Source organism: Actinomadura sp. NPDC023710, assembly GCF_040639875.1.
Taxonomy (GTDB): Bacteria; Actinomycetota; Actinomycetes; order Streptosporangiales; family Streptosporangiaceae; genus Spirillospora; species Spirillospora citrea.
In genome coordinates this window covers 67,487-81,339 of record NZ_JBFAGB010000015.1, presented here as the reverse complement: position 1 = coordinate 81,339, position 13,853 = coordinate 67,487, and the positions used below count along the sequence as shown (strand labels likewise).

The following is a 13,853-nucleotide window of genomic DNA, read 5'->3' as shown; positions in this document are numbered from 1 at the left end:
CGGCACGAGACCTTCGAGCACTGGAACAGCCTGGAGGACGAAGGCCAGGAGGCCCCGGAGAACGCGGCGACGGAGCAAGAGCCGGCGGAGCAAGAGGCCGCGGAGCACGCGCTGACGGACCACGAGGCCACGGAGAACGAGACGCTGCCCGTCCGCCATCTCGGCGATGCGGAGGCCACGGCCGAGGCCCGGCCGGAGCCCGAGGCGGCGCCCGTCAAGCCGACGGACACCACGCAGCCGGTCCGGCACCTCACCGAGGCCGAGGCCGAGGCCGCGGCGAAGCCGGCACCTGAGCCTGGGCCGCCCGTCGAGCCTCCCGTCGATCCGACCGGCATCACCCAGCCCGTCTGGCACCTCGGCGAGGCCGACGCCTCGGCCGAGCCCGGACACGAACCGGAGCCGGAGGGCGCCACGCCTCCCGGCGGGCCGACCGACACCACGCAGCCCGTTCACATGGTCGAGGACCAGGACGTCACCGCGCCCGTCCCGGCGGTGGAGGACGACGATCCCGGCCCCGACCCCTCGCACGATCCTTCGATCATCCCCGGACTGGTGGAGGACGACCACGACGACCAGATCGGACGTGACCGATGAGCCCGCAGCCCCCGGGAGCGGAACTCGCGGACGCCTGGACGGGACGCTTCGGCGACGAGGTCACCACCGAGGAGACCTTCGGGGGGCTGGCCGTCGGGGTGGCGCCCGAACTCTGGGTGGACGCGCTCACCTTCGCGCGCGACGAGCTGGCCTGCGGTTTCTTCGACTGGCTGACCGGCGTGGACGAACTGGAAGAGGGCTTCGCGGTCGTCGTCCACGTGTACTCGCTGGAGCGCCGCCACCACCTGCTGGTCCGCACGCGCGTCACGAAGCGGGCGCCCGTGCTGGCGACGGCGACGGGCGTCTACCGGGGCGCCGCGTGGCACGAGCGGGAGACGTCGGAGATGTTCGGCATCCTGTTCGAGGGCCATCCGAACCTCGTCCCGCTGCTGCTGCCGGACGGGTTCGAGGGCCATCCGCTGCGCAAGGACTTCGTCCTCGCCGCCCGCGTCGCCAAGCCGTGGCCGGGCGCGAAGGAACCGGGCGAGTCCGGGCACGGCGCGCCGAGCCGCCGCCGCGTCCGTCCGCCCGGGGTCCCGGAGGGCTGGGGGCCCCATGCTTGAGATCGTGGTCAAGCTGGTGCTGGTCGCGGGCGCCTTCGCGGTGCTCCCGCTGCTGGTGGGGCAGGCCGAGCACAAGGTGATGGCGCACATGCAGGGCCGCCTCGGCCCCATGTACGCGGGCGGTTTCCACGGCTGGGCGCAGCTCGTCGCCGACGGCGTCAAGTTCGCCCAGAAGGAGGACGTGGTCCCGCGCGACGCCGACCGGTGGGTGTTCAAGCTGGCGCCGGGCGTGGCGATCGTCCCGTACCTGCTGGTGCTGCTGGTGGTCCCGGTCGGGCCCGGCGGGCAGGTCGCGCTCGACCTCGGCCCCGGGGTGTTCTTCGCGCTCGCCGTGATGGGCGTCGGCGTGATCGGCGCGATCATGGCGGGCTGGGCGAGCGCGAACAAGTACTCGCTCCTCGGCGGGATGCGGGTCGCGGCGCAGCTGATGTCCTACGAGCTGCCGATGGTGTTCGCGGCGTCGTCGGTGGCGATGGCGGCGGGAACGCTGTCACTCCAGGGCGTCGTGGAGGAGTGGCGCTGGTGGTGGCTGCCGTGGCAGGCGGTCGGCGGCGTCGTGTTCTTCGTCGCGGGCCTGGCGGAGCTGCGGCGCCCGCCGTTCGACATGCCGGTCGCCGACTCAGAGATCATCTTCGGTCCGTACACGGAGTACGGCGGGCTGCGCTTCGCGCTGTTCATCCTGGCGGAGTACGCCGGGATCGTCGTGCTGTGCGCGCTGACGACCGTGCTGTTCCTCGGCGGGTGGAAGGGCCCGTTCCTGAACACCGAGCTGGGCTGGCTCTGGACGCTGCTGAAGGTCGCCGTGCTGGCGTTCTGCGTGATCTGGCTGCGGGTCAGCTACCCGCGCATGCGCGAGGACCAGCTGCAGAAGCTCGCCTGGGCGTGGCTCGTCCCGCTGTCGCTGGCCCAGCTCGCGCTGACCGGCGTCCTCAGGGTCGCCCTCTGAGTCGCCCATCACCGAGCCGATCACCGAGCCGCCCATCACTGAGCGCCGCCGGCGCCCGGCCGTCACCTGAGGAAGATCGTGAAGTCGGCCAGCTGGGGGAGGACGTCCGGCGGGACGTCGGCGTCGACGGCCATCTCCTCGACGGAGACGAACCCGCCCGTCTGCGCGCGGCGGCGGACGATCCGGTCGGCGATGTCCGGGGTCATGCCGGGCAGCGCCTCGATGATCGCGCGGGGCACGTGGTTGACGTCCACGAGCCCGCCGTCGTCGTAGGTGCGCGGCACGTCGGGGCGGCCGATGCGCAGCTCGCGGGCGAGCGGCGGGTCCTCGGAGGCGAGCGCGCGGGCCTGCTCGCGCAGCGTCCGCCGGTACTTGGCGACCTCGATCGCGTGCTCGTTCAGCACGCTGCGGGGGATCTCGCGGGGGAAGACCGACGACCGGACGGCGAACGCGTGCCCCGTCCCGGCGATCCACAGCAGGAGCATCACGAACGAGCCGAAGACGATGAAGAACGGGTTGCCGGACTGGAGCATCATCAGCACGGCCGCCGTGCCGGCGCCGTAGCCGGCGGCTGTGCCCCCGAGCCCCAGGGACCGCCGGTGGACGGCCGCGTACAGGAACGAGACCGGCGTCCCGAATCCGAGAGTGATGAAGGGCACGAAAGCCCACAGGATGCCGTGGGCCGTCTGGGGGCTGGGCACCGGGATGGGCGACGGCAGGGGCGGCTGCGGAGGCACGGGCGGACCCGGATACGGGGGGCGCCAGCCGGGCGCCGCGGGCGGACGCCGCGGAGGCGGCGGCCGGCGGTGCGGGGAACGAGGCTGGTCAGACGCCGGTCGAGGGGGGTACTCGGGCTCAGGGTCGTAGGGATGCTCCGCGTGATGACCCACATGCCCTCCCCAGCCGTAAGCCTGCTCCGTGGCACACGACCTATACCTCGTTGGACGAACGCGGAACCCGCCGCGTTCCCCCCGCGCCGATCGTGCGCAATCATGGGGCGCGTGGGACGGCTACCAGGAGGCGGACTGGCCAAGGGGCTGGCGGTCACGTTGCGGACGATGACGCGGCGGTCCATAACGCGCCAGTACCCCGAAGTGCAACCGGATCTGCCGCCGCGCGGCAGGGGCGTCATCGCGCTGTTCGAGGAGAACTGCACGGTGTGCATGCTGTGCGCCCGCGAGTGTCCCGACTGGTGCATCTACATCGATTCGCACAAGGAGACGCTCCCCGCCGAAGGCGGCGGACGCCCCCGGACCCGTAACGTCCTCGACCGGTTCGCGATCGACTTCGCGCTGTGCATGTACTGCGGCATCTGCATCGAGGTGTGCCCGTTCGACGCCTTGTTCTGGTCGCCGGAGTTCGAGTACGCCGAGTACGACATCGCCGAGCTGACGCACGAGAAGGAACGGCTGCGGGAGTGGATGTGGACCGTCCCGCCGCCGCAGGCGCACGACCCGTCCGCCGAGCCGCCGAAGGAGGTGGCCGCGGCGGAGAAGGCCGCCGCGCGGGCCGCCCGGCCGCCCCGGACGGGACCGCCCCGCGAGCCGGGGGAGCGCGGATGAGCGGCCAGGAGATCGTGTTCACGCTGCTCGGCGTGGTGGCGGTCGGCTCCGCGATCCTCGTGGTCACGACGCGGCAGCTCGTCCACGCGGCGCTGTGGCTGGTGGTGTCGTTCGGCGCGCTCGCGGGCGGCTACCTCGTCCTCACCGCCGAGTTCGTCGCCTGGGTGCAGGTCCTCATCTACGTCGGCGCCGTCGTGGTGCTGCTGCTGTTCGGGGTCATGCTGACGCGGGCGCCGATCGGGGAGTCCGCCGACCTGGACTCGGGGAACCGGTGGGCCGCGCTGGCCGTCGCCGCCGCCACGGCCGCCGTCCTGGTCACCGTGATGGTCATGGGGTTCGGCGACGCGCGGACGCCGCTGCGCGCGGGAGGCGGATCGGCGGAGGAGCTCGGCGGCGCCGTGTTCCGGACATGGGTGCTGCCGTTCGAGGTCCTGTCGGTGCTGCTGCTGGCCTCGCTGGTCGGCGCGATCGTCCTGTCGCGGTCGGACATCCGGGCCCGTCCGGGCGCCGCCGCGAAGCCGAACGCGAAACCCGGCGGGAAGGGCGACGCCTGATGCATCTCGCCTACCCGACGGTCGTCGCCGCCCTGCTGTTCTCCGTCGGTGTGTACGGGGTGCTGGCGCGCCGCAACGCGATCCTCGTCCTGATGTCGGTCGAGCTGATGCTGAACGCGGTGAACCTCAACCTCGTCACGTTCGACGTCTGGTACCGGGACCGCCTGCACGGCGGCCAGGTCCTCACGCTGTTCACCATCGTGATCGCCGCGGCGGAGATCGGGCTCGGCCTCGCGATCGTGCTGCTGGTGTTCCGCAACCGGCAGATGATCGACGTCGACCGGCTCCGCGCCCTCTCCGAGGACGCGGAGGAGGCGCGGCCCCGTCCGGACGGGCTCGCGTCAGCGGGACGGGAAGCCGGCCCCGAAACGGCACCCGAGCGCGAGGAGGCGCCGTCGTGATCCTGCTCGCGTCGCTCGTCGCGCTGCCGCCGTTCCTCGCCGCGTTCGCCGGGATGCTGTCCGGCCCGTCCCTGACCCGGCTGCTGCGCGGCGCCCCCGCGGGCTCGCCGCCGCGCACGGGCTCGCCGCTGCGCAACGGCCCGGCGCTGATCGCGTGCGCGCCGGTCGCGGTGTCGCTCGTCCTGTCGGCGATCGTCGCGTTCGCCGTCTGGCGCGACCCGGGCGAGCGCACCGGCACCCTCACGCTGGTCGACACCGGCTCGGTGCCGATCGGCGTCGGCCTCCAGGTGGACGGCCTGGCCGCGGTCGTCGGCCTCATGGTCTGCTGCGTGGCGCTCGCCGTGCAGGTGTTCTCGGTCGCGTACATGTCCGGCGACCGCCGGTACTCCTCCTACGCCGCGTTCATCTCGCTGTTCACGTCCGCGATGCTGCTGGTCGTCTACTCCGGCGACCTGCTCGTCCTGTACGCGGGCTGGGAGGTCATGGGCATCTGCTCGTACTTCCTGATCGGGCACCACTGGGAGGAGCGGGCCAACTCGCGGGCGGCGGTCAAGGCGTTCCTCGTCACGCGGCTCGGCGACGTCGGCTTCCTCATCGGCGTGATCGTGCTCGGCGTGGGCGCCGGGACGTTCCAGATCGACCGGATCGTCCGGATGTCCGGCGACCTCCCGCAGTCCACGGTGACGGCGGCCGCGCTGCTGCTGCTCGCCGGGGTCGCGGGCAAGAGCGCCCAGTTCCCGCTGCACACCTGGCTCCCGGACGCGATGGCGGGCCCCACTCCGATCAGCGCCCTCATCCACGCGGCGACGATGGTCGCGGCGGGGATCTACGTCGTGGCGCGGCTGTACGGGGTGTTCCTCGCGGCACCGTCCGCGCTCGCCGTGCTGGGCGCCGTCGCGGTGGTCTCCATGGTCGGCTCGGCGTGCGCGGCCCTCGCCCAGGACGATCTGAAACGCGTCCTGGCGTACTCCACGATCAGCCAGCTCGCCGTCATGGCCGCGGGGCTCGCGGTGGGCGCGAAGTCGGCCGCGATCTTCCACCTGCTGACGCACGCGGCGTTCAAGGCGCTGCTGTTCCTGGCCGCCGGGTGCGTCATCGTCACCGCAGGGTCGAACATGCTCGCCCACTACGGCGGCCTACGGCGCGGCATGCCCCTCACGTTCTGGTCGATGACCGTGGGCTTCGCCGCCCTCGCGGGCGTCCCGCCGTTCAGCGGATGGTTCAGCAAGGACGCCGTCATAGAGGCCGCCCAGCACGCCGCCCTGCATGGCGGCGAGGTCACATCGGGTGGGATCGCGTGGCTGGTCTATGTCGGATTGCTCGTCACGGTCGTCCTGACGGCCGCCTATGCGATGCGTGCGTGGTTGATGACGTTCTTCGGTGAGCGACGCGGCACATACGAGATCCGCGACCCGGCACGCATCATGTCGTGGACCGTGGCGGCGCTGGCCGTCCCCGCCGCGATCCTCGGATTCTTCGGCCTCGGGGCTCCGGAGCTGCGTCCCCAACTCGGAGCATCGCTGCTCAGCGTGCTGCTGCTCGCCGTGGGGGCGGGCGGTGCGTTCCTTGTGTGGAACCGCGACCCGGCATTGGACCCCGCGCGCGCGCTCGGCCCCGTCCGTACCGTCTTCGCGCGGGCCTTCTTCGTGGACGAGCTCTATGCGGCGGCCATCGTCCGGCCCGTCCAGGCGCTGGCGCGTCACGTCGTCCTGTTCGACCAGCGACGCGTGGACGCCGCCGTCGTCGGCACCGGACGGGGCGCGGGCCGCCTGGGCGGCCTGGTCAGATTCGTCCAGAACGGAAACCCGCAGACCTACCTCACCGGCCTGCTCGCCGGTGTCGCCGCCATCGCGGCCGCGGTGGTGATCTTCCAGTGATCTTCGTGCTGATGATGGCGATCCCGCTGCTCGGGGCGCTGGCGATGCTCGTCCCGGCGAACCGGTTCCTGCGCACCGGCTTCGCCGTCCGCGCGTTCGGGACGGCCGTGTCCGCCGCCACCCTGCTCGTCGCGGTCTCGGCCATGTCGGCGTTCGACTTCGGCGACACGTCACGCATGCAACTGGAGGTCGACCGGCCCTGGGCGCCCGCCATCGGCCTGCGGTTCCACCTCGGCGTGGACGGCATCTCGCTGCCGCTCGTCGTGCTGACCGCCCTGCTGACGTTCCTGTGCTTCCTCTACACGCTGCGGCACCCGCCGGAAGGCGGCCGGATCCGGCTGCTCACCGCGCTGCTGCTCGTCCTGGAGGTCGGGATGCTCGGCACGTTCGTCGCGCTCGACCTCGTGCTGTTCTTCGTGTTCTTCGAGACCGTCCTGGTCCCCATGTACGCGGTGATCATGCTGTGGGGCGGGACGGGACGCCGTGCCGCGGCCACGAAGTTCATCCTCTACACGCTCCTCGGCTCCGGGCTCCTGCTCGCCGGGATGCTGCTCGTCGGCGCCAAGGCCGGCACGCTCGACATGACCGACCTGGCCGCCCGGCACGGGTCCGGCCTGTCGCACGGCCTCCAGGTCACGGCGTTCGCCCTGATGGGGATCGGGTTCGCGGTCAAGGCGCCGATGTGGCCGCTGCACACCTGGCTTCCGGACGCGCACACCGAGGCCCCGACGGTCGGGTCCGTCCTGCTGGCCGGGGTGCTGCTGAAGATGGGCACCTACGGCCTCGTCCGCGTCGCGCTCCCGCTCGCCCCGGACGGCGCGCGGGTCTGGGCGCCGTGGCTCGGCCTCCTCGCCGTCATCGGGATCGTCTACGGCGCGCTCGCCTGCCTCGCCCAGCGCGACCTGAAACGGATGATCGCCTACTCGTCCGTCGGGCACATGGGGTTCGTCCTGCTCGGCATCGCGACCCTCACCCCGGTCGGCATCAACGCCGCCCTGTTCGGCAACATCGCGCACGGCCTCATCACCGGCCTGCTGTTCTTCCTCGCCGGCTCGGTCAAGGAACGCTGGGGCACCGGCGACATGAACGCCCTCGGCGGCGGCATGCTCAGCACGTCCCCGCGGCTGGCCTCCATCCTGACCTTCGCGTCCGTCGCGTCCCTCGGGCTCCCCGGGCTCGCCGGCTTCTGGGGCGAGGTGCTCGCCCTGATCGGCGCGTACCGGCCGCACGCCGACCTGCCCCGCGAGACGTTCGTGACGTTCATGGCCGTCGCCGCGCTCGGCACCGTCCTGACCGCCGCCTACTTCCTGCGCATGCTCGCCAAGCTCACCCACGGGCCGTCCGACGCCGTCGCCGCCCCCCGCGGCCCGGTCGCGTCGGTCTCCCTCCAGGAGTACGCCGCCTGGGTGCCGCTGATCGCGCTGACGCTGCTGGTCGGCCTCTGGCCGAAGACCCTGCTGGACGTGACCACGGGTCCGGTCCGCGCGCTGCTCGGAGGCGGCTGATGATCCAGGACATCGACTACGCGGCGGTCGCGCCGCCGCTGGTCCTCGCCGTCGCCGCGATCGGGCTGCTGCTCGCCGACGCCTTCGACGCCCCCCGCCGCGTCCTGTCCCTGCTGTCCGGCGGGTCCCTCGCCACCGCGCTCGTCGCCGTGATCGCGCTGGCCGCCGGGGACCGCCGCGCCACCTTCTGCCTGCCGGACGGCCTGCGCTCCGGCGGCCCCGCCTCCTGCTCCTACGTCGCGGACGACTTCACCCTGCTCTTCCAGGGGATCATCCTCGGCGCCGCCGTCATCGTCGTGCTGCTGTCCCTCCAGGAGATCACCGACTCGAAGATCCCGGTGGGGGAGTACCACTTCCTGCTGCTCGCCGCCGTCATCGGCGCCCTCACCCTGGTCGCGGCCCGCGACCTCATCCTCCTGGTCGTCGCGCTGGAGACCCTCTCCCTCCCGGTGTTCGCGCTGGCCGCGCTGCGCCGCTACGACGGGACGTCCTCCGAGGCCGCGCTGAAGCTGTTCCTCGTCTCCGTCGTGTCCACCGCGGTCATGCTGTTCGGCATCAGCCTCGTGTACGGCGCGACCGGCGCCATGCACCTGGACCGGATCGCGCCCGCCCTCGCCCGGCTGCCCGCCGACCTCGACCCCGTCGCCGCGCTGGGCTCCGTGCTCGTCCTCGCCGGGTTCGCGTTCAAGGTCGCCGCCGTCCCGTTCCACTTCTGGGCGCCGGACGTCTACCAGGGCTCCCCGCTGCCCGTCGCCGCGTTCCTCGCCGTGGTCTCCAAGGCCGCCGGGTTCGCCGGGCTCGCGATCGTCCTCGCCCTGGGCCTGCCCGCCTACGGGCACGTGTGGGGCCCCGTCGTCGCGGTCCTGGCCGCGCTCACCATGACCCTCGGGAACCTCGCCGCGCTCCGCCAGCGGACCGCCATCCGCCTGCTGGCATGGTCGTCGGTCGCCCAGTCCGGCTACATGCTCGCGCCCCTCGCGGTCGGCTCGCACCGCCTCCCCGAGGCCGTCGCCGCCACCACCGCCTACGTCGCCCTCTACGCCGTCATGAACATCGGCGCGTTCGCCGTCGTGATCGGCTTCCACCGCCGCGGCACCGCCACGGGCCGCCGGGACACCCTGGACGACTACCGCGGCCTCGCCCGCCGCAGCCCCGCCGTCGCCACCGCCCTCGCCTTCTTCCTCATCTGCCTCGCCGGCCTGCCCCCCGGCGTCATGGGGCTGTTCGCGAAGGTCGTCGTGTTCCGCGCCACCCTCGCCGGCGGCGTCACCTGGCTCGCCGTCGTGATGGCGATCAACACGGTCATCGGCCTCTACTACTACCTCGCGTGGGCGGTCCGCCTCTTCACCCCGTCCGCCACCAGCGAGGACTACGACGCGGCGCCCGGTCTCGGCGTCCGTGTCGCCATCACCGCTGCGGCCGCCGGCGCGATCGTGCTGTCCGTCGCGCCGCAGATCGTCCTGCAGACGGTCGCGCAGGCCACGTAACCGGGGAAACGTCTGGGAACGTTCCCCCAGGTCAAACCGTTGATGTTCATGCCGGGGTCGACGGGGAGGCAATGCAGGTGCGGTTCAACGGCGTCAGAACGGCAGCATTGATCGCTGCGCTGTCGGCATTGATGCTGGTCGCCGGCTGGGCGTTCGGCGGCACGGCCGGTCTGACGATCGCGCTGGTCATCGCCCTCGGAACCAACGGCATCGCGTACTTCTTCAGCGACCGGATCGCGCTCCGCTCGATGCGCGCCCACCCGGTCGGCGAGGTCGAGACGCCGGTGCTGTACCGGCTCGTCCGGGAGCTGTCGACCTCGGCCCGCCAGCCCATGCCGCGCCTGTACGTCTCCGAGACCCGCCAGCCCAACGCGTTCGCCACCGGCCGCAACCCGCGCAACGCCGCCGTCTGCTGTACCCGCGGCATCCTCCAGATGCTGGACGAGCGCGAACTGCGCGCCGTCCTCGGCCACGAGCTGTCCCACGTCTACAGCCGCGACATCCTCATCGCCTCCGTCGCCGCCGCCATCGCCACCGTCATCACCTACCTGTCCCACCTGGCGATCTTCCTGCCGATCGGACGGTCCGAGGACGACGACGGCCCCGGCATCCTCGGCGCCCTCCTCATGCTGGTCCTCGGCCCGGTTGCCGCAGCCGTCGTCCAGATGGCCATCAGCCGGACCCGCGAGTACTCCGCCGACGCCGCCGGCGCCCGCCTCACCGGCGACCCGCTGGCCCTCGCCTCCGCCCTCCGCAAGATCGACGCCGGCACCCGCGCGCTCCCCCTGCCGCAGGACCCCGAACTCGCCACCACCAGCTCCCTGATGATCGCCAACCCCTTCCAGGGCGCCGGCATCGGCAAGCTCTTCTCCACCCACCCCCCGACCGCCGACCGCATCGCCCGCCTGGAACGCATGGCAGGCCACCGCTGAGCGTCCGCGGAATTCGACCGAACCACTCTGGACCCCGCCGCGTCATAACACACAAGAGCGCGCCGGCCACTTCTGCGGGGGATGGGGCCGGCGCGCTCCCCTCGTCCTACCGGTAGTTGACGAACTGCAGCGCGACCTCGAGGTCCTTGCCCTTCAACAGGTTGATGACCTGCTGGAGGTCGTCCTTCTTCTTCGAACTGACCCGCAGCTCGTCCCCCTGGACCTGGGCCTTCACACCCTTCGGCCCCTCGTCCCGGATGAGCTTGCCGATCTTCTTCGCGTCCTCCTGGGCGATGCCCTCCTTCAGGCCGACGCCCAGCTTGTACACCTTGCCCGACAGCTTCGGCTCACCCGCGTCGATCGCCTTCAACGAGATCCCCCGCTTGACGAGCTTGTCCTTCAGCACGTCCAGCACGGCGTTCGCCCGCTCCTCGGTGTTCGCCTGGATCTCGATCGACTCCCCGGACCACTTGATCCCCGCGTCCACGTTCCGGAAGTCGAACCGGTTAGCCACCTCCTTGGCGGCCTGGTTCAACGCGTTGTCGACCTCCTGCCGGTCGAGCTTCGACACGATGTCAAACGACGAGTCGGCCATCGCCCACACATCCCCTCAGCAGCAGCATCACGATCTACAGAGCGTATCGACTCCCCACGCCCCGCACGCCCCGCCTCGATGTCACACCCACCCCGAGGGTCCGCTATCCTTTCCAGCGAAACACCACGGCGGGTTGCCCGAGTGGCCAATGGGAGCGGACTGTAAATCCGTCGGCTTAGCCTACGCAGGTTCGAACCCTGCACCCGCCACACCAGCAGAAACAGCCCCTGATCAGGTAGAACCCGGTCAGGGGCTGTTCTCGTTGTGTCCGGCCGTCTCTGATCGTTAACGGGCTTCTACGGCTGCCTGTGCCGAATACGTGCCGAAGTTCTAAGCGCCGCTCAGACCGAGTCTGGCGGTCGGTTCGCCCAGCACCGTCATCGCATGCCGCCTGATGACGATGAGGTCGAGGAGCTGCACGGGCGTAGACATGTATCCACTGTCAGCACTCCCGCTCTGACCGACAAGCCGCTCGGGCGGCGCATTGCCGATCGGCGCCGACCAGCGACGGTCCTCTGAGAACGACCGCCAGGAAGAGCGGTCCACAAAGAAAACTCGGAGGACTCAACGTGTCTACCAAACGACGCGGGGCCATCGCGCTGCTCCTGGCGCTGCTGGCACTGCTCGCGAGCGGCTGCGGTCTCGGCGAGACCGACGGCCGGCCGCTGACCTACGCCGAGGTCTGCGCGAAGGACGCGAAGATGCTGGCGAACCTGCCCGGCACCGATGCCCTGACGCGGGCCCTGGAATCCCAGAGGGAGTCGGAAGACGTCTACGCCGTCATCTGGGTCGACGTCCATCGCCTCCAGGCACCCGGCTGTCCCGGCAGTTCCGAAGCCGATCCCCAGGGCATGGCGATCGAGAAGACCATGCTGACCTTCGCGCTCGACAAGGTCGAGCCGGCAGTCTTGAGCAAGACCATCTACCGGCCGGTCTCTTCCGAGTTCGCGGCGGTGATCCGTCTCTCCGGCTCCAAGGAGACCGCGCTGGAGAGTTTCCACCGGCTGATGGAAACGGTCGACGGGGATCTCACGAAGACCGGCATCGGCGGGAATGGCCCGCTGAGCGACACCTCGGTCTCCGGCTATCTGTTCGTCGGAGCACGAGGGTACGGTCACTGGCCCGACCGGGACTCCCGGCTCGGTCCTGGCCGATGAACTCCTCCCAGCGTCACTGACGGCGCTGGGACGCCAGTCGAGGGCGGGACGGATCACAACGATCCGCCCCGCCCTTCCATGTCGTGCGAGTCCCCCCACCTAAGGGTGATTTGGCCTGGTCGCTTCACTGATTCGGCGCTTGGCGTCCTCCTCCTGTCCGGCCACGCACTTGGCGTACACGCGCAGCAGGACGGCGACGCTATGCCCCGCCCACTCGGCCACTTGCGCCGGAGGCACCCCAGCCCCGAGCCACGTCGACACCGCCGCGTGCCGCAGGGCGTACGGGGTCTCAGCGAGCGGCGAGGCGGCCTCACGCTCGCTCAGCGCGCTTGCCCTGGCCTTGCGCCAGGCCCCGAGGTACGTCCGGTCAGTCATGATCCCGCCGCGCGGCCCGACGAACAGCCGGCCACCGGCCGGGATGTTGAACTCCTTGACGTGGTGGCGCAGCAGCGTGACGAGCTCCGGGTGAATCGGCACGGTCCGGGTCTCGCCGGGCGCCCGATGCTTGAGAGGCTGCCGGTCCCGCGGCTTCCCGCTGTTCGTCCACCGCGAGCCGCTCCGCGGTTCGGCGTGCGTCAGCCGCATCTCGCCCCACCCGTCATCCGGCAGGCGCACGAGATGATCCCGCCGCAGGTCCACCGCTTCCTCTGGCCGCAGCGCGGCGTAGTACAGGACGCCGAAGAAGGCCACCATGCGCTCACCGCGCTTGCCCTGCCCCCGGACGGCATCGAGGAGCCGCCGCGCCTGGTCGGGATTGGCGACCACCCGAAGGTCTAGCGTCTGCGCCACGCGTGGCCGAGTCCACCGCACCAGGGTCAGCGGGTTGACCGGCAGAACGCGCCGCTCACAGGCGTACTCCATGGCGTTGTTGAACGTCGCCCGCTTCCGTGTGGCCGTGCTGCCCGCCGCCGGAGTCCCGTCCTGCCGACGACTCAGCCGGCCGAGGACTTGCCGAGCGAGCTGGGGCCCCTGCCGGTCGGGCCCGAAGTCGCTCATGTCGACCGTGTTCCGCTCCAGCCACCGGACGGCCGAGGCCAGGTGTTCCGGCGGTTCGGTCTCGCCGTTCTGCAGACGCCCGCTGTACGCCCACGCCCGCAGAGCCTCACGCAGCAGGCCGCCCGCCGGAGCGCCTTTGCTCGTGATCAAGAGTGCCTCTGTCGCGTCCGTGAGGGCCTCAGCGATGCCCCGCCGATGGTTTGGGGAGGCGTACGGCCACTTGGCCGCGCAGTAGTCGAGGGAGAACGTGAACCAGGTGAGCGCCTTCTCTTCCCGCTCCCAGGAGAGGGGACGGCCGGTCTTCAGGGAGAACGCCTCACCCTTCCGGGCAGCCGTGAGGAGGGACGAGCGGAAGCTGTCAGCCTGGGCCGAGTTCCGGAACGGCTCTTTCCATGTCTTTCGAGCGACCTTCCACCGCACGGTGTAGGTGGTGACGCGCTTGCCCTTGTAGACATCGGTTTTGTAGACCCGGACGTCGTACGTGATGTCGTCCATCAGGCGGCGTCCTCGCAGGCCGACAGCCAGCGATCGAGGTCCCGCCGGCGGATGCGAAGGCTGCCGTTCGGCAGGACGATGCAGAGCGGTGCGCGTCCCTTCTGACGCCAGTCATAGAAGGTCGACCGAGAGATCTGAAGCTCAGCGCAGACTTCAGGGACGGTGAGCGTGTCGCGGGACGCGGACATG

At 71.1% G+C, this 13,853-nt stretch carries 14 protein-coding genes and 1 tRNA gene; 11 read left to right on the top strand and 4 right to left on the bottom strand.

Going from position 1 to position 13,853, the window contains the following annotated elements:
* Nucleotides 1-590 precede the first annotated feature (590 nt).
* Both AB0H37_RS19165 and AB0H37_RS19160 read left to right on the top strand, forming a co-directional pair.
* Nucleotides 591-1,157, top strand: a complete 567-nt coding sequence (locus AB0H37_RS19165; protein ID WP_179837754.1) for an NADH-quinone oxidoreductase subunit C — start codon at nucleotides 591-593, stop codon at nucleotides 1,155-1,157.
* Nucleotides 1,150-2,103, top strand: a complete 954-nt coding sequence (locus tag AB0H37_RS19160; RefSeq protein WP_179837753.1) for a complex I subunit 1 family protein — start codon at nucleotides 1,150-1,152, stop codon at nucleotides 2,101-2,103. The genes AB0H37_RS19165 and AB0H37_RS19160 overlap by 8 nt, the downstream gene beginning before the upstream one ends.
* 62 nt (nucleotides 2,104-2,165) lie before the next feature.
* On the opposite strand, the gene AB0H37_RS19155 is transcribed toward AB0H37_RS19160, so the two are convergent.
* Nucleotides 2,166-2,762 (bottom strand): helix-hairpin-helix domain-containing protein, encoded by a 597-nt coding sequence (locus tag AB0H37_RS19155; RefSeq protein WP_329085069.1) that lies wholly within the window; start codon nucleotides 2,760-2,762, stop codon nucleotides 2,166-2,168.
* Nucleotides 2,763-3,095: 333 nt separating this feature from the next.
* On the opposite strand from AB0H37_RS19155, the gene AB0H37_RS19150 reads away from it, so the two are divergent.
* The 7 genes from AB0H37_RS19150 to htpX all read left to right on the top strand — a co-directional run bounded on the left by AB0H37_RS19150 (nucleotide 3,096) and on the right by htpX (nucleotide 10,421).
* Complete coding sequence (locus AB0H37_RS19150; protein WP_360614079.1) at nucleotides 3,096-3,665, top strand: NADH-quinone oxidoreductase subunit I; 570 nt, start codon at nucleotides 3,096-3,098, stop codon at nucleotides 3,663-3,665.
* Nucleotides 3,662-4,219 (top strand): NADH-quinone oxidoreductase subunit J, encoded by a 558-nt coding sequence (locus tag AB0H37_RS19145; RefSeq protein WP_360614077.1) that lies wholly within the window; start codon nucleotides 3,662-3,664, stop codon nucleotides 4,217-4,219. Before AB0H37_RS19150 ends, AB0H37_RS19145 begins: the two co-directional genes overlap by 4 nt.
* Nucleotides 4,219-4,620 carry an NADH-quinone oxidoreductase subunit NuoK gene (nuoK, locus tag AB0H37_RS19140; protein ID WP_329085074.1) on the top strand — a complete coding sequence of 134 codons (402 nt, stop codon included), beginning with the start codon at nucleotides 4,219-4,221 and terminating at the stop codon, nucleotides 4,618-4,620. The genes AB0H37_RS19145 and nuoK overlap by 1 nt, the downstream gene beginning before the upstream one ends.
* Nucleotides 4,617-6,497 (top strand): NADH-quinone oxidoreductase subunit L, encoded by a 1,881-nt coding sequence (locus AB0H37_RS19135; RefSeq protein ID WP_360614074.1) that lies wholly within the window; start codon nucleotides 4,617-4,619, stop codon nucleotides 6,495-6,497. Before nuoK ends, AB0H37_RS19135 begins: the two co-directional genes overlap by 4 nt.
* Nucleotides 6,494-8,002 carry an NADH-quinone oxidoreductase subunit M gene (locus AB0H37_RS19130; protein ID WP_360614072.1) on the top strand — a complete coding sequence of 503 codons (1,509 nt, stop codon included), beginning with the start codon at nucleotides 6,494-6,496 and terminating at the stop codon, nucleotides 8,000-8,002. Before AB0H37_RS19135 ends, AB0H37_RS19130 begins: the two co-directional genes overlap by 4 nt.
* Nucleotides 8,002-9,489: an NADH-quinone oxidoreductase subunit N gene (locus tag AB0H37_RS19125; RefSeq protein WP_179837748.1), complete on the top strand. Its 1,488-nt coding sequence runs from the start codon at nucleotides 8,002-8,004 to the stop codon at nucleotides 9,487-9,489. Before AB0H37_RS19130 ends, AB0H37_RS19125 begins: the two co-directional genes overlap by 1 nt.
* A gap of 77 nt (nucleotides 9,490-9,566) precedes the next feature.
* The gene (gene htpX / locus AB0H37_RS19120) at nucleotides 9,567-10,421 is read left to right on the top strand and encodes a zinc metalloprotease HtpX (protein ID WP_229810623.1); all 855 of its coding nucleotides are present in this window, start codon (nucleotides 9,567-9,569) and stop codon (nucleotides 10,419-10,421) included.
* 106 nt (nucleotides 10,422-10,527) lie between these two features.
* Here the strand turns inward: htpX and AB0H37_RS19115 are convergent, their stop codons facing one another.
* Nucleotides 10,528-11,016, bottom strand: coding sequence for a YajQ family cyclic di-GMP-binding protein (locus AB0H37_RS19115; protein WP_179837746.1), 489 nt, complete (start codon nucleotides 11,014-11,016; stop codon nucleotides 10,528-10,530).
* A gap of 127 nt (nucleotides 11,017-11,143) precedes the next feature.
* On the opposite strand from AB0H37_RS19115, the gene AB0H37_RS19110 reads away from it, so the two are divergent.
* Together AB0H37_RS19110 and AB0H37_RS19105 are read left to right on the top strand one after the other, a co-directional pair.
* Nucleotides 11,144-11,225 (top strand) — tRNA-Tyr (locus AB0H37_RS19110).
* Nucleotides 11,226-11,585: 360 nt separating this feature from the next.
* Nucleotides 11,586-12,173: a hypothetical protein gene (locus AB0H37_RS19105; RefSeq protein WP_360614070.1), complete on the top strand. Its 588-nt coding sequence runs from the start codon at nucleotides 11,586-11,588 to the stop codon at nucleotides 12,171-12,173.
* Nucleotides 12,174-12,272: 99 nt separating this feature from the next.
* Here AB0H37_RS19105 and AB0H37_RS19100 read toward each other — a convergent pair whose 3' ends face one another.
* Nucleotides 12,273-13,664 (bottom strand): tyrosine-type recombinase/integrase, encoded by a 1,392-nt coding sequence (locus AB0H37_RS19100; protein ID WP_360614068.1) that lies wholly within the window; start codon nucleotides 13,662-13,664, stop codon nucleotides 12,273-12,275.
* On the bottom strand, nucleotides 13,664-13,852 hold the full coding sequence (locus AB0H37_RS19095) for a helix-turn-helix domain-containing protein (protein ID WP_360614191.1): 189 nt from the start codon (nucleotides 13,850-13,852) through the stop codon (nucleotides 13,664-13,666). The genes AB0H37_RS19100 and AB0H37_RS19095 overlap by 1 nt, the downstream gene beginning before the upstream one ends.
* Nucleotide 13,853: the final 1 nt, after the last annotated feature.